General features: G+C 58.0%; 20 protein-coding genes. 2 read left to right on the plus strand and 18 right to left on the minus strand.

What is annotated here, in order from left to right:
• Positions 1 to 66 precede the first annotated feature (66 nt).
• Together ABD837_RS12200 and ABD837_RS12205 are read right to left on the minus strand one after the other, a co-directional pair.
• Positions 67 to 2,514 carry an efflux RND transporter permease subunit gene (locus tag ABD837_RS12200; RefSeq protein ID WP_345054719.1) on the minus strand — a complete coding sequence of 816 codons (2,448 nt, stop codon included), beginning with the start codon at positions 2,512 to 2,514 and terminating at the stop codon, positions 67 to 69.
• A 224-nt stretch (positions 2,515 to 2,738) separates the two neighbouring features.
• Positions 2,739 to 4,241 carry a glycine--tRNA ligase gene (locus ABD837_RS12205; protein WP_345054721.1) on the minus strand — a complete coding sequence of 501 codons (1,503 nt, stop codon included), beginning with the start codon at positions 4,239 to 4,241 and terminating at the stop codon, positions 2,739 to 2,741.
• Between the two features lie 277 nt (positions 4,242 to 4,518).
• On the opposite strand from ABD837_RS12205, the gene ABD837_RS12210 reads away from it, so the two are divergent.
• On the plus strand, positions 4,519 to 5,919 hold the full coding sequence (locus ABD837_RS12210; RefSeq protein WP_345054724.1) for an inorganic phosphate transporter: 1,401 nt from the start codon (positions 4,519 to 4,521) through the stop codon (positions 5,917 to 5,919).
• Between the two features lie 184 nt (positions 5,920 to 6,103).
• Here the strand turns inward: ABD837_RS12210 and ABD837_RS12215 are convergent, their stop codons facing one another.
• The 13 genes from ABD837_RS12215 to ABD837_RS12275 form a co-directional block, all read right to left on the minus strand.
• Positions 6,104 to 6,589, minus strand: a complete 486-nt coding sequence (locus ABD837_RS12215) for a hypothetical protein (RefSeq protein WP_345054727.1) — start codon at positions 6,587 to 6,589, stop codon at positions 6,104 to 6,106.
• A 117-nt stretch (positions 6,590 to 6,706) separates the two neighbouring features.
• Positions 6,707 to 7,201 carry a DUF4385 domain-containing protein gene (locus ABD837_RS12220; RefSeq protein ID WP_345054730.1) on the minus strand — a complete coding sequence of 165 codons (495 nt, stop codon included), beginning with the start codon at positions 7,199 to 7,201 and terminating at the stop codon, positions 6,707 to 6,709.
• 1,062 nt (positions 7,202 to 8,263) lie between these two features.
• Positions 8,264 to 9,898: an Ig-like domain-containing protein gene (locus ABD837_RS12225; protein WP_345054733.1), complete on the minus strand. Its 1,635-nt coding sequence runs from the start codon at positions 9,896 to 9,898 to the stop codon at positions 8,264 to 8,266.
• Entirely contained in the window at positions 9,882 to 10,112 is a 231-nt protein-coding gene (locus tag ABD837_RS12230) for a hypothetical protein (protein WP_345054736.1), read from the minus strand. The genes ABD837_RS12225 and ABD837_RS12230 overlap by 17 nt, the downstream gene beginning before the upstream one ends.
• Positions 10,113 to 10,147: 35 nt before the next feature.
• Positions 10,148 to 11,053, minus strand: a complete 906-nt coding sequence (locus tag ABD837_RS12235; RefSeq protein WP_345054739.1) for a class I SAM-dependent methyltransferase — start codon at positions 11,051 to 11,053, stop codon at positions 10,148 to 10,150.
• A 229-nt stretch (positions 11,054 to 11,282) separates the two neighbouring features.
• On the minus strand, positions 11,283 to 13,151 hold the full coding sequence (gene mnmG, locus ABD837_RS12240) for a tRNA uridine-5-carboxymethylaminomethyl(34) synthesis enzyme MnmG (RefSeq protein ID WP_345054742.1): 1,869 nt from the start codon (positions 13,149 to 13,151) through the stop codon (positions 11,283 to 11,285).
• A 203-nt stretch (positions 13,152 to 13,354) separates the two neighbouring features.
• On the minus strand, positions 13,355 to 14,080 hold the full coding sequence (locus tag ABD837_RS12245) for an arginine-tRNA-protein transferase (protein ID WP_345054744.1): 726 nt from the start codon (positions 14,078 to 14,080) through the stop codon (positions 13,355 to 13,357).
• A 110-nt stretch (positions 14,081 to 14,190) separates the two neighbouring features.
• Positions 14,191 to 14,670, minus strand: a complete 480-nt coding sequence (gene ybeY, locus ABD837_RS12250) for an rRNA maturation RNase YbeY (RefSeq protein WP_345054747.1) — start codon at positions 14,668 to 14,670, stop codon at positions 14,191 to 14,193.
• A 34-nt stretch (positions 14,671 to 14,704) separates the two neighbouring features.
• The gene (locus ABD837_RS12255) at positions 14,705 to 15,151 is read right to left on the minus strand and encodes an ATP-binding protein (protein ID WP_345054750.1); all 447 of its coding nucleotides are present in this window, start codon (positions 15,149 to 15,151) and stop codon (positions 14,705 to 14,707) included.
• 162 nt (positions 15,152 to 15,313) lie between these two features.
• The gene (locus tag ABD837_RS12260) at positions 15,314 to 18,859 is read right to left on the minus strand and encodes a DUF4175 family protein (protein ID WP_345054752.1); all 3,546 of its coding nucleotides are present in this window, start codon (positions 18,857 to 18,859) and stop codon (positions 15,314 to 15,316) included.
• Between the two features lie 160 nt (positions 18,860 to 19,019).
• Positions 19,020 to 19,790: an exodeoxyribonuclease III gene (locus ABD837_RS12265; RefSeq protein ID WP_345054754.1), complete on the minus strand. Its 771-nt coding sequence runs from the start codon at positions 19,788 to 19,790 to the stop codon at positions 19,020 to 19,022.
• Between the two features lie 55 nt (positions 19,791 to 19,845).
• Entirely contained in the window at positions 19,846 to 20,238 is a 393-nt protein-coding gene (locus ABD837_RS12270) for a hypothetical protein (RefSeq protein ID WP_345054757.1), read from the minus strand.
• Positions 20,235 to 20,648, minus strand: coding sequence for a carboxymuconolactone decarboxylase family protein (locus tag ABD837_RS12275; protein WP_345054759.1), 414 nt, complete (start codon positions 20,646 to 20,648; stop codon positions 20,235 to 20,237). The genes ABD837_RS12270 and ABD837_RS12275 overlap by 4 nt, the downstream gene beginning before the upstream one ends.
• 207 nt (positions 20,649 to 20,855) lie before the next feature.
• On the opposite strand from ABD837_RS12275, the gene ABD837_RS12280 reads away from it, so the two are divergent.
• Positions 20,856 to 21,551 (plus strand): ComF family protein, encoded by a 696-nt coding sequence (locus tag ABD837_RS12280; protein ID WP_345054762.1) that lies wholly within the window; start codon positions 20,856 to 20,858, stop codon positions 21,549 to 21,551.
• Between the two features lie 62 nt (positions 21,552 to 21,613).
• On the opposite strand, the gene ABD837_RS12285 is transcribed toward ABD837_RS12280, so the two are convergent.
• The 3 genes from ABD837_RS12285 to ABD837_RS12295 form a co-directional block, all read right to left on the minus strand.
• On the minus strand, positions 21,614 to 22,885 hold the full coding sequence (locus tag ABD837_RS12285; RefSeq protein WP_345054764.1) for an SUMF1/EgtB/PvdO family nonheme iron enzyme: 1,272 nt from the start codon (positions 22,883 to 22,885) through the stop codon (positions 21,614 to 21,616).
• Positions 22,886 to 22,954: 69 nt separating this feature from the next.
• Complete coding sequence (locus ABD837_RS12290) at positions 22,955 to 23,938, minus strand: PorP/SprF family type IX secretion system membrane protein (protein WP_345054767.1); 984 nt, start codon at positions 23,936 to 23,938, stop codon at positions 22,955 to 22,957.
• A gap of 168 nt (positions 23,939 to 24,106) precedes the next feature.
• A complete protein-coding gene (locus ABD837_RS12295) occupies positions 24,107 to 25,354 on the minus strand; it encodes an OmpA family protein (RefSeq protein ID WP_345054770.1) in 1,248 nt (415 codons plus the stop codon).
• Positions 25,355 to 25,436: the final 82 nt, after the last annotated feature.

Consider the following 25,436-nt stretch of genomic DNA (forward strand, 5'->3'; position numbering starts at 1 on the left):
GATGCTTCGGCTACGCTCAGCATGACGTTCTAGGAGTGGTTAGTCAATTTCAGTCGGTTCTAGTTCTTAAATCGAATAGTCGCCTTCGTAGTCGGAGGCTTTGTGCATCTCTTTCAGGTTCAGGTCGATATCATCGTCCTCTTCGTGATAAGACTCGTCGTAGTGCCGGATGAGGGCGTTGGTATTCATGTCACCACCTTTTGCGTGCTCAAACGTGACAAGCAAAGAAGGCAACAGTATCAGGTTGGAGAAGTTCGTTATCAGCAACGAGGCAGCCATCAACAACCCTAGCGCTTTAGTACCCCCAAATTCGCTGAATGCGAAGATGCTGAAACCTACAAACAACACGATGCTGGTGTAAATCATGCTGGTGCCGGCCTCGCTCAGCGTCACCGACACGGCCTCGCGCACCCGCTGGCCGTTCAGAGCCATTTCCTGGCGGAACTTGGCCAGTAAGTGAATGGAGTTATCCCCATCAATCCCCAGCGCAATCACGAAAATCAGGGCGGTGCTGGGCTTGAGCGCGATGTTGAAATAGCCCATGATGCCGGCCGTGAGGACAAGGGTGACGGCATTGGGAATAAGAGCAAAAAGCACCGTTTTGAAAGACCGGAACAGGATGAGCACCACCAAACCCACCAGCCCGAAGGCCATGAACAAGCTGTCGCGCAGGGTGTGAATGACGTACTCGTTGCCCTTGGTGAAGATGATGGTTGTACCCGTGGGCCGGATGTCCATGCCCGTGCCTTTGAAGATGCGATTCATCTCCGGGATGATTTTCGTGTTCATCAGCGTATCCAGGTTCTGGGAGCCGATGTCTGCGATTTTCAGGCTGATGCGGGCCTTCTGGCCGGTGCTGTCCATGAAGGAGCGGAGCAGCTTGCTATTCATGCCCGCGCCACCCACGCTCTTTGAGGAGTTGGCCAGGGCGCTGAGAATGAAGTTTTTTTCCGAATTATCGGGCAATCGATAAAACTCCGGGCTGCCGTTGTAGAAAGCCTGCGTGCTGGCCTTGAGGAAAGTAACCAGGCTAACGGGCGGCGACAGTTCGGGCTGGGTCCGCAGGAACTTCTCGAACTGGTCGATTTTCTCCAGGTTCTTGAGCTTAAACAGCCCTTTTTTCTTGTGGGTATCGACTTCAAATTCCAGCGGCATCACGCCATTGAAGTGGCGCTCGAAGAAGGCCAAATCGGCGTTGACGGAGCTTTTCTTGGGTAAGTCATCCACCATGTACGACACCGAATCGATGCGCGAAATGCCGATGGCAGCCCCGGCCACGAGCACCAGCGCAGCGATGTAGACGGTGGGCCGCCGCTCCAGCACGAGGTGGTCGAAAAACTCCAGCAGCTTGGTAAGCGGCGTGGCATCGAGGTGCTCCAGCTGCTTGGGCGTGGGCGGCGGCAGAAAGGTAAACACGGCCGGAATCAGGATGAAGCTGATGATGAAGGCCGCGAAAATGTTGATGGTGGCCACCAGGCCAAACTGATAGAGAATGGCAATGTCGGTGAAGGCAAACACGATGAAGCCCACGGCGGTGGTCGTGTTGTTCATCAGGGTCACGAGGCCGATTTTGCGGATTACCCGCGTCATGGCCAGCATCTGGTTGCCCGATTTGCGGTAGTCGTAGTGGTAGCGCGAGAGCAGGTAGGTGCAGTTCGGGATGCCGATAACGATGATGATGCTCGGAATCAGCCCCGTGAGCAGGTTGATTTTGAAGCCCAGCAACACAATCGAACCAATGCACCAGATAACGGTGACGCCCACCACAATGAGCGGAAACACCACCGCCGACCACGTTCGGAAGAACACCAGCAGGGTAATTCCGGTCACAATCATGGCCAGAATGGTGAAGAATTTCATCTCCCCTGCCACCTTGCTCGTCATCGTGGAGCGCACGTAGGGCAGGCCGGCGTAGTGCAGCTTGATGCCGGTTTTCTTTTCAAACTGCCCGGAGAAGCCCAGAATCTTGTTCATCACCGCTTGGCGCTTCGATGAATTCAGGTACTTCGGGTCCATGGTAAGAGCCAGCAGCGTGGCCCCCGTGGTGGGGCTAATGAGCTGGCCCTTATAAAATTCGACATTGTTTACCACGCGCATCAGGCTGTCGAGTTGCTGTTGGCTACGCGGCGGGTTTTTAAAAATTGGGGTCGCTTTGAAGCTGTTCGTAGCCGTGTCTTTGCTGATGTTGAGCAGCTTGCTCACGCTGAGCACACCATTTACACCCTGGACTTTGGTCAGTGTATCAGTGAGTTGGCGGAACTCGTTGAAGTTATTCAGCTTGTAGATAGAGCTGTCCTGCAAGCCAATAACCAGCACGTTACCATCTTCTCCAAACCGCTGCTTGAACTGCTTGAAGTAAATCATGTCTGGGTCCTTCTCGCTCACCACCTGGGCAAAGTCGTAGGTCATCTCCACATCCTTGGCCTTCCAGGCCATGAACACGGTGATGATGGCCAGCAACGCGATTAGCGACAGGCGAAACCGGATAATGAAGACCGCAAGTTGTTCCCACATAATGTCCTGTAAAGAGGCAAAGTTACGCGAAGGGGCGGCCTGCGTTTGTCATTGCGAGCAGAACGTATTGGAGCGCGGCAGTCCGTCCTGCTGTTGCAACAGACCTTGAGGTGTGGCAAACTCATTAAAAAAGCCCCAACTCACTGCTGAGTTGGGGCTTTTTATATTCTGAATATCACCTGTAGCGTGGGCTCTGCGAGTCCGCGCCCGAGCGAACCGAGTTACTACAGCTGCTCGAAGATGCGGCGGGGACTCACCGCTTCGCCGATGTAGGCGCGCAGCTCCGAGATGGGCATGCGGGTTTGCTCGCGCGAGTCGCGGTGGCGCACGGTCACGGTGTTGTCCTCCAGCGTCTGGCCATCAACCACGATGCAGAAGGGCGTGCCGATGAGGTCCTGGCGGGTGTAGCGCTTGCCAATGGCATCCCGCTCTTCCAGCACGAGGCGGAAGTCGTATTTCAGCGCGTCGAAAATTTCCTGGGCCTTTTCGGGCATGCCGTCTTTGCGAACGAGCGGGAAAATAGCGGCTTTCACCGGGGCCACTGCCGGGTGCAGCTTCAGGAACGTACGGGACTTGGTTTGCTGGGTCTCGCCCTCCCCTTCCGTGATAGTTTCCTCCTGGAAGGCGTTGCAGAGCGTGGCCAGGAACAGGCGGTCGGCACCCACCGAGGTTTCCACCACAAAGGGCACGTAGTTGCCGTAGGTTTTGCCGGTGGCGGGGTCAATGTCGGCGTCGAAATACTGCTGCTTTTTACGGCTCAGGTTCTGGTGCTGGGTCAGGTCGAAGTCACCCCGCGAGTGGATGCCTTCCATTTCCTTGAAGCCAAAGGGAAATTCGTACTCAATGTCCACAGCCGCTTTGGCGTAGTGGGCCAGCTTATCATGGTCGTGGAAGCGCAGCTTTTCAGCCGGCAGGCCCAACGCCTCGTGGAAGCGGCGGCGTGAAGCTTTCCAGGTGTCGTACCACTCGCCTTCGGTGCCAGGGCGCACGAAGAATTGCATCTCCATTTGCTCAAACTCCCGCATCCGGAAGATGAACTGCCGGGCCACAATCTCGTTCCGGAAGGCCTTGCCGATTTGCGCAATGCCGAACGGAATCTTCATGCGGGCCGACTTCTGCACGTTCAGGAAGTTTACGAAAATGCCCTGGGCCGTTTCGGGGCGCAGGTACACGGGCGGCGCGTCCGAATCCACGGCCGAGCCCTGGGTGGAGAACATCAGGTTGAACTGCCGTACCTCGGTCCAGTTGCCAGTTTTGGAGATGGGGCAAAGGATTTTCTCATCGAGGATGAGCTGGCGCACCCCGGCCAGGTCGTTGGCCGTGAGTAGGCGGCCCATCTCAGCGGTGAGGGCGGCGCCGCGGGCGGGGTCGCCGGCGTTTTCGTACTCGGCGGCTTTTTCTTCGAGCAACACGTCGGCGCGGTATCGCTTCTTACTGTCGAGGTTGTCAATGAGGGGGTCGTTGAAACCGGCAATGTGGCCGCTAGCCTCCCAGGTGCGCGGGTCCATAAAAATGGCGGCGTCGATGCCCACTACGTTGCCGTGCAGCTGGGTCATGGCGTCCCACCACAGGCGCTTAAGGTTGTTTTTCAGTTCCACGCCGTTGGGGCCATAATCGTACACGGCGGCCAGGCCATCGTAGATTTCTGAGGATTGAAACACGAAGCCGTATTCCTTGGCGTGGGCCACTATATCTTTTAGTTGCGCGGGTTCTGATGCTGGATTCATGCCCGCAAAAGTAGCCCGATGCGGCTGAAGCTGAAACTTGTGCGTAGAAGGCGCGAAATCAAGGCAGCTATGCTGAGCTTGCCGAAGTTTCGCTCCTGCATAACGCCTTTCAGGAGCAGGATTAGCAACCGCATACCAAAGGCTTCAGCTACCTTCAGCAGCACGTTCTTTTTTAAAATACTCACTCTGGGGTCACAATTCGATAATACATCGTCTGTGAGCTACCTGCCTACCTTTGACCCATGATTACAATCAATTTCCCACAAAACCGCCTTTTATGTTTGGTTTAGAACCTCACGTACTCTTGCTTCTCGGCTTATGCCTGCTGGCAGCCTGCGCGTTCGAGTTCGTCAATGGCTTTCACGACACGGCTAACGCGGTAGCCACAGTTATCTACACCAACACGCTGCGCCCCTGGGTGGCCGTGATGTGGTCGGGTTTCTGGAACTTCATCGGCGTGCTGATGGGTGGCATCGGCGTAGCCATGGGCATTATTTACCTGCTGCCCGTCGAAAGCCTGATTGACCAGAACGTGTACCACGGCATTGCCATGGTGGGCGCGTTGCTGCTGTCGGCCATTATCTGGAACGTAGCCACGTGGTACTACGGCATCCCGGCATCGAGCTCGCACGCCCTCATTGGGTCCATTCTGGGCGTGGGCATTGTCTACTCTCTGCTGCCGGGTTCGCACTCCACCGTGAACTGGTCCAAGGCCAGCGAAACCGGCGTTGCCCTGCTGGTAGGGCCGTTGCTGGGCTTTGCGCTCACCATTGGCGTTATGTTTCTGTTCAAGCGCTTTGTGCCCAGCAAGGCTATTTTTAAGGAGCCGCACAAGCGCAAGCCCCCACCCCTGTGGATTCGCCTGCTGCTGATTTTAACCTGCACCATGGTGAGCTACTTCCACGGCTCGAACGACGGGCAGAAGGGCGTGGGCTTGGTAATGCTCATTCTCATCGGCATCGTGCCTTCCTTCTTCGCGCTCGACCAATCCAAGAATCCGCTCGACCTGCGCGCCTCGCTGAGCCAGGTAGAGCTGGTGATGAGCCGCGTGAACCGCGACGAGCTCAGCCCAGCCGACCAGAAGCTGATGGCCGAAGTGCAAGCCCAAACCGCCGACCTGGACCGGGTGTTTGCGGGCAAAACCCGCGTGGAAGAATTGCCCAAGACGGCCCGTTTCGAGATTCGCCGCGATGTGCTGCTCATCGGCGAGCGCGCCAAAAGCCTGCTCGGTTCCGATAAGGTGAGCCTCAGCACCGCCGACCGCAAACTGTTCGACGGGTCCATGAAGGAAATGAAGTCCTTCACCGACTATGCGCCCTGGTGGGTACCGATGCTGGTGGCTATTTCGCTTGGCCTGGGCACGACTATCGGCTGGCAGCGCATCGTAAAAACCATTGGTGAGCGCATCGGCAAGGAGCACCTGACCTATGCGCAGGGCGCATCCTCGGAACTGGTGGCGGCGCTCATCATTGGGGTGGGCACCCAGATGAAGCTGCCCGCCTCTACCACCCACGTGCTCACCTCGTCCATTGCCGGCTCCATGGTGGCCAGCCGCGGCGTGAAGAATATTAACCCCGGTATCGTGCGCAACATCGCCCTGGCGTGGGTGCTCACCCTGCCGGTTACAATGGTGCTTTCCGGCCTGCTGTTCCTGCTGTTCCGGGCGATGGCTGGATAGTAAGCTCGACAAGTCAAAACACAAAAAACCCTGTTCCAATATGGAACAGGGTTTTTTTATGCGCTCAGTTGCGTCAAAGGTTTCAAGATGGGACGACTGTCCAGACACGGGGATAAACAGCCAGTTTTCACTGTCTTATCCACTTATCCACAGCCGAAAACGACCAAAATGTGGATAACCCTATTTATTTAGGCCACTGTACTTCCATGTCGTCGCTGATATACACGCCGAAATTGACGAATTGGAGCTCGCCTTCTTCGAAGTATAAGTCAATCATCGACTTCTCGTAGGACAGACGAACGGCACCTTCTTCCATGGTTTCCTGCTCGGGCTCGGCTTGCTGATGACGGGCCATTAGGGCCTTCACCTGGTCGATGCTCATGCCGTGAATGGCCTCGCCGTATAGGCGCATACCGGGGTTGTCGGTTTCGATGCAGCTCAGGCGGAAGTCGTCTTCGCGGTCGAAATACAGCGAGAGCAGGTAGTCTTCTTCGTGGTAGTTCCAGGCCTGGTGCTCGAATTCGTCGTCGTCTTCCGACTCTTCAATTTCCTCGGGCTCGCCCACGAGGGTACGCACCTCGTCCATGGTTGCGCCGAAGCGCAGTGGGCCCATGCCGGTGCCCAGAATGATTTCGTTTTCCTCGATGCTGGAGGGTTGGGGAGTGCTCATGCGGTTGGGGTGAAGAATAGTAGACAAAGGTAGGGTTGAATGATTAGTGGTTAACGGTTAGTGGTTCATGATTGCACCATAGCAAGCTATTAACCACTAACCGTTAACCACTAATCATTATTTGCCATATTTCTCAATAAACGCTTCTTTCTGCCGGATGTATTCGGGGTTGACCTTGGCCTCGTCCCAGGTGCGCTTGAAAATGGCAGCGGCTTCCACTTTATCCACATCGGGATGGGGATTGCGAGGCAACTCTGCCCGGCCGTGCGCGCCGCTCTGGCCTTTTTTGTCGGCCGGCACGGGGCCATCGTATTTCTTGCCGCCGGCGTGGTTGGCGTAACGCCGGGCCCGGGTGTAGCCCATCTGAATGAATTTGCGCGCCATGTCGGCGCCCACAAAGTCCTGGGCCTTCAAATAGGCCTCAAACAGGCCGTAAATCGTTACGGAGGACTCCCGGGCTGTCACTGCGTTTTTGAAGCGCCAGTGGGGCAGGATTTCGCCCTTGTAGGGCTGTACCAGCAGCACGCCCTGCTCGCCCCTCCCCACCCGATAGAGCTCGGGGTGCTGGCGAAAATCGACGGTGTGGAAATCGAGGGTGTAGTCGAACGGCATGGGGAGAAGTGTTGGGGCTTTGTGCACAACCCTTACGGATTCCAGCAAAAACCGCAGGTCCGCTTTTTCAGGATTCAAAATCCCGGGTGTGGTTTCTGGACGGAAGCATGAGGGGCTGAACCGAATTTTCTTTTCCCCTCAAGCCAAAACCCTTGAACCGGGTTTTCCCCAGTCTTACTTTTTGATTAAATTTTTTTTCTAAAAACTCTTTTTATTTCCACTCATTAGGTCAGTTGATAAGTGGAAAAGCTCGCCACGTTATCCCCAGCGTGGATAACGTGGGGGAAAGCACTGTCTTTCCCACGAGCTATACACCAGGATTGTGGAAAATAACGCACTGTTTATTAAACGATTGTATCGTTTTTCAACATCTCCACCAGCTTTCCCCAAATTTCTTTCCCCACCAAAAAGCAGGCTGTGGGAAGGCGTTTTGACGGGGGAAAGTTATCCCCGGTTATCCCCGGCCGTTTTGCCCTGTGCAGGCAGCCTTCCAACCAAAAAAACTTCTACTCCACTTATCCCCGCACTACCCGCAGGTTTCCCCTGAGTTATCCCCGAAAACCTACCGACCTAGAATGTGATGTGGAAAACCCCGTGGAAAACGCGGGGAAATCAACCAAAAACCGGCCTCAGTAACTGCAAAAAGGGTTGAGTTTTCCACTATTGTGGAAAATGCAGGGGCAGTAGACCCGTTTTTGAAAGAAGGTGCTCGAGTGGGATGGGGAAAGCGCAAGCGGCTTAGTTATGGGCTCCGCAAGCCTGCAGGCCGCAGGTCAAACCAGCTAGCCCCACTCTTCGGGTAGTAGTTGGGGTACCAGAAAGCAATTGGAGGCGGGGTTACTGCTTACCATCAACTCGCCTTAACGACTCCATTCACAAACTATGGCAGCCCTGGGCCCCAATGAGCAGTCGTTCGAGTGTGTCAGCAAGCCGGAAACGGTGACTGGAGCCGCAACTGTGCTTCTTGCTGTTAAAAACTGGGTCTATGCCCATCTATGATGGGATATAATTATGCAGCTATACTTACTTTGAAAGCCCTGAAACGATAGGCGAACCAGCTCCTTAGAATGTCAAGGGCTCCACCATGTCGAAGCCAGCGCGGATTTGCACGGGCTTAGGCGCGAGAAACACCGGCTCGGGCAACAGGAGCAGCTTGGGGTCGCCGCCACGCCAGCGGCCGTCGCCGTCGGCATCGATGAGCACGCGCAGGCGGTAGGTGCCGGGGGCCATGTCGGTGAACGTATAAGTGCCCTTGGGCGAAGCCAGGCTGGCCACAACCTGGAATTTATCGTCGAGTAATTGCAGCTCGTAGCTCTTCAGCTTGGTGCTGATGGTAACCGAGAGGCTAGTGGATACATCCTGCTCGCTGAGGCCCAGGCGTAGCGGTTTCAAACGCGGGCTTTGGCCCGTGATGGTGGTGACGGCCGTACTGTCGAGGATGATGTCGAGGCGGTTTTTGGCCTTGGCGTTGAAGCGCACGGCCAGCTGGGTGCGGTCGGGGCTCAGGGTACCATCGGCGGGCAGGCGAAGCGGGCGGCGGCGGACCGAGTCTTCAACCAAGGTGCCAAAGGGCTTGTCGGTGGCTACCCGCACCGGCACGTTAAACTGAAACTTCACCTGGCCTTCTGGAAATACGGTGCGAGGGGCACCATCAACCGAGTAAAGCGGCGGGTTAACCGTTTTCTTGGCCGTAGCCGGAGGCACCGGAAACTTGAGCTGCAGCGTGTCCTGGCTGGTGTTTCCGGTGCTGTCGGTAGCCGTGAGCAGGAAGCGGCCATCGCCCACGGCCGGAGTTTTATACACCACCACGGTACGGCCGCGCTCGGTTAGCTGGGTAGCTTCGGCCACGGCGGGGCCGTTGGTAGCGGGCGGCAATGGAGCCAAACTGGCGGCACGCAGTCCCTCGTTGTAGCTCAAGCGCAATTGAGTGGGACTCGGCGTTCGGGTAGTGAGCAGGGGTGGCCGCTGGTCGGGCTGCGTGAGCACGAGGGGCACCGCCGCCGCGGTGCTACCCGCAATGGTAATGGGCGCGGGCAGGTAGGCGATTTTCTCGCCGTCGTCGTAACGCCCGTTGTTGTTCTTGTCGGCTACGGCGTAAAGTTTGTAATCGCCGGCCTTGAGGAAGTTCAGACTGAATTTGCCTTCCTTATCGGTAAGCACCGTGTAGTAAGGCCGGCCTTTGCGCACGCCGGCGGTATCTGCCACGCGGTAGAGGCCAATGCTGCCACCCTCCACCGCCCGGGCCGTAAGCACATCGGTAAGCGAGCCGCTTACTTTGCCCGAATCGAGCTGCGGGCCGGTGCTAAAAGTGAGGGCAGCATTTTTGGCCGGCAAGCCCTCAGTGATGTCGACCACTCCCTCGCGGAAGTTGAAGCTGTACGTAGTGTTCGGGTCGAGCGGCTTTTCGAAGAGCAGCGTGATGGAGCTGCGGTCTTCGCGCAGCTTGTAGGGGTTGTCTTCGGGCAGCTGCGGGGTAATGAGCAGGTTTTTGCTCAGGTCTTTGGTTACTACGGGCTCCGAGAAATTGAGTCGCACAAACTGCTGCTTCACGTTGCGCGCGGCGCTGTCGGGCGAGCTGCTGATGCGGCGGGGCGCCGTGCGGTCGCGCGGGCCACCCAAAGGCGGGGCCACGGCAGCACAGCTTTCAAGCAAGGCAACCAGCGCCAGCAAAGCCAGCAATTCAGCGCGAACGGACATTATACAACAGCAGCGTGGTGAGCGTAAGAACAACAATGGCCGCCCCGATGCGCAGCCCCGTGCGGCGCGTCACTTCATTGGTCGGCTCGGTGGCGCTAACGACGACCACGTGCCGGGCAGTATCGGCCACAAAGGTCGGCGGTGGCTTTTTGATGGAATCGGCCAATGGCACGGGCACGGTTTGGGCACGGGCAGCGGTAGCCAGCAGGCCCATCGCAACCAGTAACCGCCACCGCGTCGCCGGCCGCATCAGGCCGCGGGAGTGCGCCGCCCGGCTACGTACAACAGGCTCGAATACTGTCCCTCGTGCTGCGCCGCGTACTGGTTCGACTTGTAGCCGGCCTTCAGCACGGTAAGCAACCCGCCGGCGCGTTCAGCTTTGTGCTTTTCGCTGAGCATGCTCACGTAATAAGCATCGAGCGGCATCGGCAGCGTCTGGCGGATGGCCAGCTTGTGCTTTTTGAGCAGCTGGGCCATGGTTTTGGGCGCGAAGTGATACAGATGCCGCGGCACATCGTAGGCGGCCCACAGCTCGCGGTAGTGCTGGGCGTCGAGGCTTTCAACGTTGGGTACGGCAATGAGGAGTATGCCATCGGGCTTCAGCAAAGTCACCAGCTGCGCCAGGGTTGCATTCAGCGTATGTACATGCTCCAGCACGTGCCAGAGCGTAATTGCATCGAAGGTGCCGGGCTGAAACTGGGTCAGGTTCTCCTGTCCTACTGGCTGGCCAAGGCGCTGGCTGGCTTCGTCGCGGGCGCGGGCGTTGGGCTCCAAGCCGGCCACCTGCCAGCGGGCTGCTTTGGCAGCGGCCAGGAAATGCCCTGTGCCACAGCCATAGTCCAGCAGTTTGCCCCGGCGCGGGGCCAGCTTGTTTAGCAGGCTCACCTTGCGGCGCATCGTGAAAAACCGCGCCACCTTGTAGGCCTGGTTCACCAGCCCGGCTGCGGCGCTGTTGTGCGACACATAGGCCTCCGACTCGTAGTATTTACCTATTTCAGCCTCACCGGGCCGGGGATTGGTGAACTGAAAACTGCACGCCGCGCACTGCACGATGGCAAAGCTTTCGTGGCTCACCGTCCGGTCTTCAACCACCAGTTTGTTGCGAAACTCGGATTTGCCGCAAACCGGGCAATTGTCAATTCGTTCGTAAGACACAGATACTTCTAAAGGGGCAAAAGCCGGCCGGCATAGGTGCGGCACGACGTATTGGGTAGCCGGGCAAAGTTCGCAAGATTTTGGCAGGAACAGCACGAGGGCTGTCTTAGGCAAAAATGGAACGTCATGCTGAGCGCAGCCGAAGCATCTTTACCGCCATACTAACATTTGATTAGTTGGGCGATAGAGATGCTTCGGCTGCGCTCAGCATGACGTTTGGTAAATCAATTTAGCGCCCCAAATACACCATCAGCACCGACACGTCGGCAGGTGAAATGCCGCTGATGCGCGAAGCCTGACCAATGGTTTCGGGCTGAATTTTGAGGAGCTTTTCACGGGCTTCGTGGCTGAGGGCAGGCATGGCGCGGTAGTCGAGCCGGCCCTGAATCACGAAGTTTTCTAGCTCCTGCATGCGCTCGGCCTGCTGCTGCTCCTTCTGCAGGTAGGTTTCGTACTTGATGTTGATGATGGCCTGCTCCAGCGCCTCCGCATCGTAAGCAGCCAATGCTTCCTGCAACGCTGGCAAGGCGCGGCGCAGGTCGGCCAGCTCCACGTTGGGGCGGCGCAGCAGGTTCACGGCGCGGGTTTTTTCGTGGATTTCGGCCGAGCCCAACTCTACCATGAGCGGGTTGATTTCGGCCGGTTCAATGGCAAACTTCTGGAATAGCACACTGATTTCAGCCGTCTGAGCTTCTTTCATTCGCACGCGTGCCAGGCGCTCATCCGAAGCCAGACCCAACTCGTGGCCCAGCGGCGTGAGGCGCAGGTCGGCATTGTCCTGGCGCAGCAGAATGCGGTGCTCGGCCCGGCTCGTGAACATGCGGTAGGGCTCGTCGGTGCCCTTGTTTACCAGGTCATCAATGAGCACACCGATGTACGCCTCGCTCCTTTTAAGAACAAACGGCTGCTTGCCGTGCACCTTGTTATGCGCGTTGATGCCAGCCATCAGGCCCTGGCAGGCTGCTTCTTCGTAGCCCGTAGTGCCGTTAATCTGGCCCGCGAAATACAGGCCCGCAATCAGCTTGGTTTCGAGCGTGAGCGCCAGCTGGGTCGGCGGGAAAAAGTCATACTCGATGGCATAGCCGGGCCGGAACATCTTGGCATTCTCGAAGCCCGCGATTTCGCGTAGGGCCCGGTATTGCACATCTTCCGGCAGCGAGCTGCTGAAGCCATTTACGTAGCATTCCACGGTGCTCCAACCCTCAGGCTCCACGAAAATCTGGTGGCGGTCCTTGTCGGCGAAGCGGTTGATTTTGTCCTCCACGCTTGGGCAATAGCGTGGCCCCAGACCCTTGATGCGGCCCTGGAACATGGGCGACTTCTCGAAACCCTCGCGCAGAATGTCGTGCACCCGCTCGTTGGTGTAGGTGATGTAGCACGGGCGCTGGTTGACCAGCCGCGGCGTGTCGAGGTAGGAGAATTTGCTGGGCGCTTCGTCGCCGCCCTGCGCTTCCATTTTGGAATAGTCGAGGCTGCGGCCGTCGACGCGGGGCGGGGTGCCGGTTTTCATGCGCCCGGCTTCAAAGCCCAACTCTACCAACTGCTCGGTAATGCCGCGGCTGCCTTTCTCAGCGGCCCGACCCCCACCAAAGTTCTTCTCGCCAATGTGGATGAGACCGTTCAGGAAGGTGCCATTCGTGAGCACCACCGACTTGCCTCGGAACTCGATGCCGAGGGCCGTTTTTACACCTACCGCCGTATCGTTTTCCACCACGATGCCGGTCACGGCTTCCTGCCAAAAGTCCACGTTGGCAATGCCTTCCAGCGTCAGGCGCCAGGCTTCGGCGAAGCGCATGCGGTCGCTTTGGGCGCGCGGGCTCCACATGGCGGGGCCTTTCGAGCGGTTCAGCATCCGAAACTGAATCATGGTCTGGTCGGTGATGATTCCCGACTGGCCACCCAGCGCGTCGATTTCGCGCACAATCTGGCCCTTGGCTACGCCGCCCATGGCCGGGTTGCACGACATCTGGGCGATGGTGTTCATGTTCATCGTTACCAGCAGCACTTTCGAGCCGAGGTTGGCAGCAGCGGCGGCAGCTTCGCAGCCCGCGTGGCCTGCGCCCACTACAATGACGTCGTATTCTTCTTGCTGAAACATAAGAGCGCGAAGTATCGCGAAATATAAAATGGAGTCTCGCCAAGGCGATAAAAGTTAGAACCAAGCTTTGCGAAACTTGATTTCAACTTCACTAAAACCTTGCGCGATAAAATCCCGCCTGGTGTTGCTAGCTACAAAATTACGTAATTCGGCACCAGCAACCAGCTTCACACAATGCTACTTACAGCTATTAGGTTTGGTAGCTAGACGAAGCCCTGCAAATCTTCCGGCAGCCACTCGGCGAACAGCTCGGCGGAATTAGCGTCCACTGCCTCCCTTGAATAAGGCAACCACCGGCCGCTAATGCTGTCGAACACTTCGGTGGCAGCCGCACAGGCAAAGAGCTTATAATCGAACTTGGGGTAGTTGTGCACCAAATAGCCGGGGTAATAATAGTCGAGGTGCAGTCGACGGGCATAGTCCGTTTTCAGCAGCAGGAGGTACTTGCCGAGGCTATGTTTGTGGTAAGCGGGGTCGTAAAAATTTAGAATACCGGCCAGGGTGCGCTCGCCATAATCGAGAATGCCAGCGGCGATAAGGCGGCTCTCTTCGCGCAGTTCGATGATTTGGGTGTTGAAGACGTTGTGCGATGACCCACCCAGCAGCACCTCCTCAATGGTGGGAGCGGCATCGAAGGTGATGGCGGCGCGGTAGCGGGCGTAGAGTTCCTCGTATTCCTCGGTGAGGCGGAAGGGACGGACGGTGACCGTAAAACGGGCGTTGCGGCGCAGTAGCCGGCGCTGCTCGGGGCCCCACTGCACGCGAGTCAAATCGATGCGCAGCCAGTGGGCGGTGTAGAGGCGGCCATCGAAAGGCACAAACTGGCAGGTAAACAGGTCCTGCTGCATGCGGTAATAGCCCTGGGCGAGGTAAAAATCCAGCGCATCGCCTCGGATGACGGGAAACTCGGCAGATGAAGAGGCAGCCATATCGCGGGGCGGGCAACGGGGCGCAGCTACTGAAGCTGGCCAGATTCAGAAATGCCAACGCCCGCATGAAGCGGGCGCCAGTTGATTGTTCGGAAAAAGCGAAAGCGGTGCTAGAAACTGCGCAACGCCAGGCAGTAGTCCTCCTTGGCGCGCATGGCCGTCTGGCTCAGCAAGTCTTTGTCGTGGTAACCGAGCAGGTGGAGCACCCCGTGTATCATCACGCGGTGCAGCTCGTCGCGGAACGGAATGCCGAGGTCGTGGGCATTATCGCGCACCCGCTCCACGCTAATAAAAATGTCGCCTTCCAGAATGTCGGCGTCATCGGAGTTGTCAAAGGTGATGACGTCCGTCAGCGTGTCGTGGTCGAGGTACTGAATGTTAAGCCGGTGCAGGTAGTCGTCGGAACAGAAAATGTACGTGAGCTGCACAATGCGGTGCTCGTGCACCTTGGCCACGCGCTCAATCCACCCCAACAGTTCTTCGGCGTCGGACAGCTCGAAATCGGGTGCATCTTCCACCATGAACTCGATGCCGGGGGCTTCGTGGTGCAGCTCGCCGGGAGGGAAGTTTTCGTGATGGGGAGGGCCCATCGGCGGGGTGCTGTTCATGCGGATTCAGGCAGCTTTAAGCGGCGATATGGTCAGCAGTCGAGGCTTGGTCGGTAGGCGCGGGCGCGAGCTGGAAGGTGAGCAACAGGCAGCGGCCTTCTTTGCTGAACTCCACCTCATCGGCCAGGTGACGGATAAGGAATATGCCGCGACCACCCGGGTTCTCCAGATTTTCGGGAGCGGTAGGGTCGTCAAGGTTGTCGAAATTGAAGCCGGCGCCCTCGTCTTCAATCTCAAATTTAAGTTGTTGCGGCTCCACGTAAAGCGACAGGTAGACGTTCTTGTCTTTGTCGAACTTATTGCCGTGGCGAATAGCATTGTTTACCGCTTCAGTTACGGCCACCATGATGTTGCCGTAGATATCGTCCTCAATCTGAAAGGTATCCTTAGAGTTATCGATGAAGCTTTCAACGACGCGGATATTTTCAACAAGCGACGGAATCTGAATTTTTACCTGCTTCATAAGGTGATTTGATGGGAAGAGCGGCAGCGGTTTGGGGCGGCAAAAATAGTCTTTTAACGCCAAAGCGCCGCAACTATTTCTGCTATCCTCAAAAGCCTGGTTCTAACAGTGCACTAATTAATTAACGGAACGGGGGGGCGGAAGGATGGACTAGGGTTCGGTTTATTTAATTTTCTGAAAATACTCGCCCACCTCACGCTGGTAATACGGAGTCAGGTTCGGGGGTGTACTACGTAGTAATTCGGTCTGGCGTTCCTTGCTGACGCGATATTTATCGAACGCCGGCGGGAAAACCGGAGGCTTCGTTTGAGCCGCCTGGGCCTCGCGCTTGGTATCCTGGTCGCGTTCACGGGCCGATTTTTCCACTTCCAACAGGCGGGTGAGGATTTGCTGCTGGCGCATCATGGTTTCCTCGGTCAGGCGCTTGTTCACAAGGTCGGTTTCGGTTTGCTCCATCATTTTCTTGATGTCGCCGGTGCCGCCCGCGCCCTGGTCACCTTTGCCGTCCTTCCCATCCTTGCCACCTTCTTTGCCGTCTTTCCCATCCTTGCCATCTTTGGGCTGTCCCTGGCCGGGTTGCCCGCCGCCCTGGCCCTGCGACCCACCGGGCTTGCCACCCTGCTGCAACTTATCCAACTGCTGCATGGCTTGGCGCAGCATCTGCTGCTGGCCAGCCAGCTTTGCCAGTTCCTGCGACATTTCCCGGCCCGACTTGCCGGATTTCGACAGCTGTTGAATTTGCTCGTTGAGCTGCTGCTGCATTTTGCCCATGTTGCCGGGGCCGGGCTTGCCGCCGGGGCCCTGGCCTTTACCCTTGCCCTTCTTCTTGCCGGGTTTGCCTTGGCCGTCTTTGGGGGCGCCTTTGCCGGCCTGGGCTTCCTGCTGCATCTGGTCGAGGGAGCTTTGCAGCATCAGGGCCAGGTTGTTCATGCTGGTCATGGCCTGCTGCTCGGTGGCGGTGGCCCGGCTCAGGTCGCGCTGCTGAATGTGGGTGAGCGACTCGTCCATCCGGCCGTTCATCTCGCCCACCTCGCGGGTCACGAAGCTCTGGATTTTAGGCTCCTTCTTGGCCAGGGCGTAGAGGGAGTCCTGAATGATTTTGGCGTCGTCGCGCAGCTTGCGCTGCGTTTGGCCCAGTTGCACAAAGCGCGGGTCGCTCTGGTCCACCTTGCGGAAGTCCTTCATCAGCTGCTCTTGGTCGAAGCTAAGGGTGAGTAGGTTGTCCAAGATATTGCGCAGGTCGTCGATGTTCTGCTGGGCCTGGTCAGTCTCCTCCTCACTCATCTGGTCGCGCATTTTCTGCGCCATTTTCTTCATGCGGGCAGCGGCGCTTTTTTGCTGGCCAGCGGCTTTTTTGTTCTGGTTTTTGCTCAGGCTCTGCTGGCTTTCCTGCATGTCCTGGTCGGTCTGCTCCTGCTCGGGCTTCTGCTCGTCCATCCCGTTCTGGTCGCCAAGCTCCTTGTCCATTTGCTTCAGGTCCTGCAGCTCCTTTTTCAGGTCCTCAAACTCTTTCTGGTTCTCGGCCTGCTCTTGTTTCAGCTGTTCCTGCTTGGCTTTCTGGTCCTGGTTTGATGCCTTGTTATCGGGGTTTTCCTTGTCGTTCTGCGCGGTTTTTTCAGCCAGCTGTTCTTCCTGCTTGGCCAGCTCCTCAAGCTTGTTGGCAGTTTCCTCGGCCTTCTGTTCCAGCTGCATCTGCTTGAACATTTCAAGGGCGCGGTCCAGCTCCTTTTGCAGCGTGTCTTCCTTGTTTTCGAGCTGTTGCAGCAGCTTCTGCATCTCGGCATCCGGCGTCTTTTGCTCTTCCAGCAGCTTGCGCAGCTTTTCGTAGAGCTTCTTGGTCTCGGGGTCGAGCAGGTCGGCCATCAGCTTTTTTAGCTCCTCGGCCTTCTTGGCCAGCTCTTCGCTTTTGGGGCTGAGCTGGTCTTGCTTCTGCTGTAGTTGCTCGAACATCTTCTGCATCTGCTCCATCTGCTGGTTCATCTGGTTCTTCTGGTCCAGCATGTTCTCCAGCTGCTTGCGGTCCTGAAAGCTCAGGTCGCGCTTGGTCTTTAGTTTGTCCTGGGTTTTGGCTAGCTCGCGTTCCAGCTTCTCGCTTTGCTTGGCGGCCTGGCTCATTTGGCTGGCCACAGATTGCGCCTGGGCGTTCAATTCCTGGCGCAGCTCGCGCCGGCTGGGCAAGCGAAACTCCACCGGACGGGTGCGGGTTGCCTTGGGGCCGTGCACGCCGTCGTTGTCCCAGGCCTCCACAAAATATTCGAGGCGGTCGCCAGGCTGCATATTCAGCGCACTCAGGTTCCAAGTGTAGGCATAGGTGCCGGCACTTTCGCGGGGCAAGCCCAGCGGAGTTGCGCCTTGGCGGCTAGGCGCCGAATTAGGCCCCTGCCCCGTGCGGCGTAAGGCGTAGTGCAGCTCAAGGCGGGTCAGGCCGTAGTCGTCGCGCACGGTGCCACCCAACGCCAGAAAGCGCCGCGTAACCGTATCCGAAAAAACCTCCAGGGTAAGCGAGGGCGGCAAATCGAGTACAGCGGTGAGCTGGTAGGAAATGGGGTCGCGGTTCAGGCTGGCCGGGTTTTTCAGTCGCAGCAGATAGGGCTGCGAACGCATGATGCGCCGCTCGGCCGTGAAGGTGCCGTCATCGCCGGTAGCAGCCAGCGTTTCGTCGGGGTTCTGAAAAACCAACGCCAGCTCATCGGTCGCAGCCGTGGCAAACTCCCAGCGCACGGTGCTGCCCTCGGGTACCGTCAGGTTACCGCCATTTTCAACAGTTTCGGCCGGCCGACCAGTGTAAGGCGGGTAAGCAATGCTGACTTTGAAATCGCGCAGATTGGGCCGCTCCAACACCGTAAGCTGGTATTCGGGCGAAGCGAACCCTGCCCCTTTCAACTGAAATGCCACGTCGCCCTGCGGCTGCTCAAACGTGTAGCGGAACTGGTCGCCGTGCCCGGTTACCTTGCTTAGCCGCCGCTCACCATCCTCAAAAGCAATGCTGACCTCCGCTGGCAATGCCGCTCCCGCCACGCCCACATCCAGCGTAAAGTCTTCGCCCCGAAATGCCGTCAGCTTGGTATTCTTAATCAAAAACTGAAACGGTGCCGGGGGCGAATATGCCCGCTTGTAGTGCCAGATGCGCTCGGTGCCCTGCACCAGAAAGCTGGGGTAAAAGGCCAGCAGCGCCAGCACCGCCGCCGCCGGAATGGCCGCATATTTCCACAATGGCTTGCTCTGCTGCTGAATGTTAATTCCCTCAGCAAACGAGTACTGCCCGAACTGCGCGGCACGCTGCTCCAGGCTGGCCGCAATCAGGGCGTTGTCGCGGGCCTGCCCCTGCAGTTGCAAGGCATTCAGCAGGCGGTCCTGCACTTCCGGGAAAATCTCTCCTACCCGACGAGCGGCCTGTTCGTCGCTCAGTAGCCGGCGTAGGTTGGTGAGGGCCGCCAGCGGCGTCCAAATCCAGCGGGCAAAGCTGTAAATTGTGAGGCCGATGAAGCCAAATAGCAGCCCGGCCCGCACTACCGTAGGCAGGTACAGGAAGTATTCAAGCCCGTTGAATACCACGAAAAACGTGAGCAGTAGCCCACCAGCTACCAGACCACCACGCACCAGCAGGTTGAGGTAAAACTTGCGCTTGAACGCTTCCAGCTCCGTTCGTACCCGCGCCAGAGCGGGGTACTCGGCCGCCGTAGCGCCGCGCTCCATCAGCATCGCCATAAATCAGGTCTTAGTCGGGAAAGATACAACGCAGCACATGCTTTAGCTTGTGCCCCGGCCGCCTTTCTGTGCGATTTTTGCACGAACAGTAAGCGGCTTCTGCCTTCATAACCAGCCAAGCCGGTCAGGTAGTTTCACAGCGCGCAAGCTGAAGCATTTCCTAGCTCACTTCCACCCAGGCGGGGCAGTGGTCCGAGTGCACCACGTCGGGCAACAGACCCGCACCACTCAGACGTGGTTGCAAAGCCGCATCGGCCAGCCAATGGTCCAGGCGCCAGCCCACGTTGCGCCCGCGCGAACCGGCCCGGTAGCTCCACCACGAGTAGTGCCCGGGGGCCTCGCCGTGGTGGTGCCGGAAAGTGTCGAACAACCCGTCGCTCAGAAAATCGGCAAACCATTGGCGTTCCTCCGGCGTGTAGCCTGGGCTGTTCTGGTTGGCCTTAGGGTTGTGCAGGTCGATGGGCGTTTGGCAGCAGTTGAAATCGCCGCCGATGAGCAGCGGCGGCGTGCTGCCGTCGGCGCGCAACTGGGCTACGTATTTGCGAAAAAAATGCAGCCATTCAACTTTAAAAGCTTGCCGCTCGGGGCCGCTCGTGCCGGAGGGCATGTAGGTGTTCAGCACCGAGACGTTATCGAAATCGAGGCGCAGCACGCGGCCTTCGTCGTCGTAGCAGCTCTGGCCGCAACCTTCCACTACGGCCTTGGGCTTCACCTTTGCGAAGGTGGCCACGCCGCTGTAGCCCGGCTTCTGGGCCGGGTACAGGTAGGCGTGGTACCCCAGCTTTTCAAAGCCCGACACATCCATTGGCTCACGGCCAGCTTTGATTTCCTGTAGGCACAGCACATCGGGCGCAGCCTCGGCTACCCAGTCCAGCAGCCCTTTGCTCAGGGCCGAGCGCAGGCCGTTGACGTTGTAAGAAACGATTTTCATGTTTTCTGAAAGGGTGTCCTGCTCCTCATGCTTGAAGCGGGACGCCCTAAGTAATTTACAGACTGTCGCCCGGGTCCAGCGCGAAATACTCCAGCACGTGCCATTTCAGCATCCGCTCCTGCTCTTTCAGGTTGGCGAAGGGCACGGGGCGCAGCAACTTATAATGCGGCCAGCCGTCGGCGTCTACGTGCGTCTGCTCGTAGTGGCCGCTGAGGCTAAAGAGCCGGCAGGTAGCAATGTGCATCAGGTCCTGCTTCTGCTCTTTAGTGAAGACCGTAATGCCTTGGTTTAACTCCTGAATACCGATAAGCAGGAGCAGCGCATTCAGGTCGGGGCGCTTGGCAAAGCGGGCCTCCATCTCCACCATCAGGGTTTCCCAACGGGCATCGAAATCAGCTTCGGCTTCGGAGTGCTCGGCTGGGGGCGTATGGTTGTGGTCCTCGCTCATGCGTTGGGCTGGCCGTCGTGTTCGGCCTTGTGGGCAGCCAGGGCCGCGCCGTCATGAGTTTCAGCGCCAGCTTCCGATTTCAGAATTTCCCAGTACTCCACCGCGCGGCGGAAGTGCGGAATCACGATGCTGCCGCCAATGATGTTGGCAATGGCAAACACCTCGTAAATCTCCTCGTCGGTGAGCTTTTCCTCGAAGCATTTACCCACGTGGTACTTAATGCAGTCGTCGCAGCGCAGCACCATGGAGCAGGCCAGGCCCAGCATTTCCTTGGTTTTCACGTCGAGCGCCCCGGCTGCGTAGGTGTTGGTGTCGAGGTTGAAAAACCGCTTGATAACCTTGTTGTCGGCCGCCATGATGGTGGCATTCATCCGCTGGCGGTACTCGTTGAATTCGGTGACTTGAGACATGTTTAGTTGGATAGGCGAAGAAAAAAGAATAGTCCGGCTGAGTGCAGCCGAAGCGACTTGGCTGCAACAGTAACCAATATGATAACAACGAAGCGAGCGAGGTGCTTGCCGGCGCCCTGCATAGCCCTTATGGCTCAGCATAATGCGCGGGTTCGGGCTACATTGCTTCTCCAAAATTACTTCCAAACCCTTCCCCACTCTACCGCCATGCTCCGCACTCTGTGGTCCGATTTCCTTGGCCTCATCTATCCGCGGCTGTGCCTGGCCTGCCGCGAGCCCCTCGTAACCGGCGAAAACCACCTCTGCACCTGCTGCCGGGCCGAACTGCCCTACACCGATTACCACCGCCTGCCCGCCGACCAAAACCCGTTGGGCCGCCGCTTCTGGGGCAAGTTGCCCATCCGCCATGCCCTCAGTTACCTGCGCTTTGTGCGTCATGGCCGGGTACAACACCTGCTGCATGAGTTGAAGTACCAGGGCCAGCGGGATGTCGGCACTGCCCTCGGCCAGTTATATGGGGCCGAACTATACACCGCCGGTATCGCAGCCGACTTCGACCTCATCATTCCCGTGCCCTTGCACCCACGCAAGTTGGCCAAGCGCGGCTACAACCAGGCCGCAGCCTTTGCCACCGGCCTTGCCGAAGGTATGAAAGTGCCTACCGTCGATAGTGGACTACGTCGCACCGCCAACACCAAAACCCAGACGAAAAAGAACCGCGTGCAGCGCTGGGAAAACGTAGCGAGTGTATTCGAAGTCGACGACCCTACCGCCATCATTGGCCGCCGCGTGTTGGTGGTAGATGACGTGCTGACCACGGGCGCCACCCTCGAAGCCTGCGGTGCAGCGTTGCTAGCTGCCGGGGCCACCGAAATCAGCATTGCAACCATTGCCTGCGCTTGACAGTGGCAAAAAAGAAGGCCACTCCCGGTTAAGGAGTGGCCTTCTTTTTTGAATCAAACAGCTTACTTGTTCGAGCCGGCGTTAATCATGGCGCAACGGAAACCGATGGTTGCCGTCGAAGAATCTTCGGCCATGAAGCGGCGGGTGCCGGGCGAGAGCCAGTAGGCCACATCGCGCCACGAACCACCTTTGTACACACGCACGTGGTCGTCAATCAGCGACTGATAGCCTTTCTTATCGTATTTGTCGGCGGGGTCAGCTACGCCGTTGCGACGGAAGGGGTTCAGGTCTTCTACGTCCTGAAACGATAGGGGACGGTATACATCCTGTACCCACTCATTCACGTTGCCGGCCATGTTGTAGAGGCCGTAGTCGTTGGGGGGGTACGAGTAGATGTACTCCGTAATCATGGCACCGTCGTTCAGACTGCCGGCAATACCAGCATAGTCGCCGCGGCCACGCTTGAAGTTAGCCAAAAACTGGCCCTGCTTCTTGCCGTATGCGTTGCGGGTTGAGTTACCATCCCAAGGATAGATGCGCTTCTCTTCCTGGTTCTCGTTGCCCGTTTCCTGAGTGCCTACGAGCGCCTGGGCAGCGTACTCCCACTCCGCCTCGGTGGGGAGGCGGTAATTGGGCAGGGTGTTGCCTTTCTCAATCGAAGCGCCACCCTTACCATCGGCCAGCGCACCAGCAGTACCGGTTGTACCTTCAGCACCTTCGGCCGAAGCCTTGTTTTTCTTTTTGAAAAGACCACCCAAACCACCCGACTTGGTCTCCCCACCGTCGCCGGCTAATTTTTCGTTCACTTTAGCGGTACGCCACGTGCAGTAGTCGTCGGCCTGCAGCCAGCTCACGCCCACTACGGGGAAGTAGCGGAAGCCGGGGTAACGCAGGTAATAGGTTACGTAGGGGTCGTTGAACGACAGGTCGCGCGCCCACACCGTGGTGTCGGGCAAAGCCGACTTGTAAAACTCCTCGGCTGAGTCGGTGCGGATGAAGTGCAGATATTCGAGCCAGTGAATGTTAGCAACTTCAGCTTCGTCCATGTAGAACGAGGCGATGGTAACGGTGCGCTCGATGTTGTCGTGCGACATAGTCACGTCTTCTTCCTGCGAACCCAGCACCGTGCGGCCACCTTCGATAAATACCAGACCCGGGCCTTCGGGAATCTTTTTGAAGTTGGCTACTGCCATGCCCTTCTCAGTATTGTATTCAATACCCGTCGTCGAAGAATACTTGCCCGGCTTGGAAGCGGTAGGCTGCTTGTTCTTATTACAGCCTCCAAGAGCCGTTAGGCCCATAGCTGCCAAGCACAGATAATTAAGTAATTTCATAACAAAGTTAAAATGAAGATGTGTTCGGAGGGGTTAGAAAGGGCAATCAGGACACAATAGTACAAAAAATTAAAATGCGGGGCAAGGGGCAACCGGGTAAACCCGCCTTTTTAGGCGGCGATGAGCATTTTCTAAACGGTCAAACGCACGCAATGCTAAAGTAATTTCGTGAGCACCACCTAAGTCAGCACTTAAGCGGCTTATGCCTACGTCGTAGCTATAGCCGAGGCGCAGGCCTCCGGCCTGTAACCCTACCACAGCTGCAAGCACATGCTGCCGCGCAACGCTGCCAGGCAGGGAAATATTGCGGTATACGGCTCCGGCTGTGATAGGTGACACGGTGGCGTAGATTCCGGCTTCGGTGCGAGTGGAGCCACCCTGCCGGCTAACCCCTACCACAGGAGTATAGCTTAATTCGCGGGTAGCCAGGCCAGTACCAGGCTCGATGATGAAAAACTTATAGCCACCAGCTACGCTCAGCAGCATCGGCAACTCGGCCTGCTGCCGGAAACCCAAGCTGGGCTGATTGAGGTGCTGCCCAGCCACACTGAACCAGCCCCGAGCCGAATAAAGCACGGCTCCGACACCCACGCTGAAGTAGTTAGCGGGCAGAAAATCGAGGGCTTCGGCGCTGGGACCGCGCACGCTGCCGTCTTCGGCAATCTGGTCACCGAACACGAAATTGTCATATCCAACGCGTTGGCGGCCGTAGCTGGCGCGTAGCCCGCCACTCAGGGCCAAGCCCTCGCGCAGCCGGGTGTGGTATGCATAAAGCCCACCAACTTCGAGTCTGGTATAGCCCACGGCCCCCGTACGGTCTTGGTTTAGGAGCAGGCCATAGGCGTGGTGCTGGCCAGGGGAAGTAGAGCGTAGGTCGGCAGCGAGCTGGGTACTTACGAAAGAGCCGGCGAGTGTGGGCAACTGGTTGCGGAAACTTAGGGTCACGCTGTAATCATCGACCAAGCCCGTGAAGGCCGGGTTGGTGTGCAAGCGCGTGGCGTAGGGCTGCGTGAAGTACACATCCTGCGCCTGGATAGTAGTGGCGCCGGCCAAGACCAATGCCAGCAAAGGGGCCGTACAATTCAGCCAACGAGCATGTGTTTGCAATACAGAAAGCCAAAACTCAGCCATGGGAACCAGGGTAACGCCACTGCTGCGCCGATTAGTGCGCGGTGGGGCGAAGGTAGCAGCAGCTTACCAAGCCGTCCGATGGAAGGACGGCTACTTTACCAGCACCTTCACGCTGAGGCGGCGGTTCATGGCCCGGCCCTCTTCGGTGGTGTTGGGGGCAATGCCGTAGCGTGGCCCATAGCCGCGGGCATCGATGCGGGATGGGCTGATGCCCATTTCGACCAAGCTAGCCCAGGCCGTGCGGGCACGGGCTTCGCTCAGCATCTTATTTACTTTGTAGGTGCCGGTGCTATCGGTGTAGCCCCCGATTTTGACGCGGGCCGAGGGGTAGGCACGCATCAGCGTTACTACGTTGCGCAACTGGCTCATCGATTCCGGCGTGAGGGTGGCTTTGCCGGTTTCAAAAAACACGCGGTCGAAGTTGTACCAGCCACGGCTCAAATCGAGGGTGTCGACGTGCTTGGTGGGGTCGGACAGAAAGCGGTGGAGCAGGCTCTCGGTGGAGTTGACTCCCACGCCTGCGATGCTGGCCCCACCGGGCAGTTTCAGGGTAGTAGGAGCACCGGTGTCGTACAGGTAGTTGCCACTTTTGACGTCGTAATGGCCCGGCACGATAAAATCCTGGGCTGGCGGCGTGATGCGGCGGGGCTGGTAGCGGCTGCCACCCACGCGGTAGGGGCTGCGAGCCGCGGCAGGGGCAGCAGGAGTGGCGGCAACTGGCGTAGCAGCAGGTGGCGTAGCAACCCGAGCGGCGGGAGCTGGGGCTGCCACGGTCGCCGAATTGGAGGTGTAGGACGGTGCCGGGGAGCTAATGATTTGCGGTACGGGCTGGTAGCGCCGGCTGCTGGTGATGGGAGCCTGCCCGCCGGTAGCTGTGTTGGCGGCAAACAGCACCGGCCCCCCTACCTCGCTCTCGGATGCGAGGTGCTCGGCTGGGGCGCTGGCTGCAGTTGCGGTTGTACCCGATGCGCTGGTGCGGCCGGCGCGGCCTTTGCTGGCAGAGCCTATCCGAGACAGCGTGACGCTGAAATTGGCCGTCTTGCCGTTCTCAAGGAATATGCTTTCCATCGTTTGGGGGCGGTAGCCACCCTCGCCTATCTGCATCAGGTAGGGGCCGCCAGCAGGCAGGTTGGTTACCACGAAACGGCCTGAACTGTTGGACGCGGCCGAGTAGCGCTTGCCCGACGGCACGTGAATAACCGTAACCGCCGCGCCTGGCAACGCCTGCTGCGTTTCAGTTTGCACATTGCCCGTAAGGCTGAGCGGCGACGTTTGGGCATTGCCGGGTTGCGCAGCCAAGGCAAGCAAAGCGAGCAGCAGGAATGGAATACGCTTCATGGCGATAAAAAGCAGAAAATAGGATAGTAGGAACAGCAGTTGACCAACCCGTTGAAGTAGCAGTTAGCCAGCAGCAAACACA

Origin of the sequence: Hymenobacter glaciei (assembly GCF_039539585.1) — a bacterium.
Lineage (GTDB): Bacteria > Bacteroidota > Bacteroidia > Cytophagales > Hymenobacteraceae > Hymenobacter > Hymenobacter glaciei.

Coding starts and splice junctions, on each gene's coding strand:
- ABD837_RS12200 (WP_345054719.1), bottom strand. CDS start 2,514: ATGTGGGAACAACTTGCGGTCTTCATTATCCGGTTTCGCCTGTCGCTA.
- ABD837_RS12205 (WP_345054721.1), bottom strand. CDS start 4,241: ATGAATCCAGCATCAGAACCCGCGCAACTAAAAGATATAGTGGCCCAC.
- ABD837_RS12210 (WP_345054724.1), top strand. CDS start 4,519: ATGTTTGGTTTAGAACCTCACGTACTCTTGCTTCTCGGCTTATGCCTG.
- ABD837_RS12215 (WP_345054727.1), bottom strand. CDS start 6,589: ATGAGCACTCCCCAACCCTCCAGCATCGAGGAAAACGAAATCATTCTG.
- ABD837_RS12220 (WP_345054730.1), bottom strand. CDS start 7,201: ATGCCGTTCGACTACACCCTCGATTTCCACACCGTCGATTTTCGCCAG.
- ABD837_RS12225 (WP_345054733.1), bottom strand. CDS start 9,898: ATGTCCGTTCGCGCTGAATTGCTGGCTTTGCTGGCGCTGGTTGCCTTG.
- ABD837_RS12230 (WP_345054736.1), bottom strand. CDS start 10,112: ATGGGCCTGCTGGCTACCGCTGCCCGTGCCCAAACCGTGCCCGTGCCA.
- mnmG (WP_345054742.1), bottom strand. CDS start 13,151: ATGTTTCAGCAAGAAGAATACGACGTCATTGTAGTGGGCGCAGGCCAC.
- ABD837_RS12245 (WP_345054744.1), bottom strand. CDS start 14,080: ATGGCTGCCTCTTCATCTGCCGAGTTTCCCGTCATCCGAGGCGATGCG.
- ybeY (WP_345054747.1), bottom strand. CDS start 14,670: ATGGGCCCTCCCCATCACGAAAACTTCCCTCCCGGCGAGCTGCACCAC.
- ABD837_RS12255 (WP_345054750.1), bottom strand. CDS start 15,151: ATGAAGCAGGTAAAAATTCAGATTCCGTCGCTTGTTGAAAATATCCGC.
- ABD837_RS12260 (WP_345054752.1), bottom strand. CDS start 18,859: ATGGCGATGCTGATGGAGCGCGGCGCTACGGCGGCCGAGTACCCCGCT.
- ABD837_RS12265 (WP_345054754.1), bottom strand. CDS start 19,790: ATGAAAATCGTTTCTTACAACGTCAACGGCCTGCGCTCGGCCCTGAGC.
- ABD837_RS12270 (WP_345054757.1), bottom strand. CDS start 20,238: ATGAGCGAGGACCACAACCATACGCCCCCAGCCGAGCACTCCGAAGCC.
- ABD837_RS12275 (WP_345054759.1), bottom strand. CDS start 20,648: ATGTCTCAAGTCACCGAATTCAACGAGTACCGCCAGCGGATGAATGCC.
- ABD837_RS12280 (WP_345054762.1), top strand. CDS start 20,856: ATGCTCCGCACTCTGTGGTCCGATTTCCTTGGCCTCATCTATCCGCGG.
- ABD837_RS12285 (WP_345054764.1), bottom strand. CDS start 22,885: ATGAAATTACTTAATTATCTGTGCTTGGCAGCTATGGGCCTAACGGCT.
- ABD837_RS12295 (WP_345054770.1), bottom strand. CDS start 25,354: ATGAAGCGTATTCCATTCCTGCTGCTCGCTTTGCTTGCCTTGGCTGCG.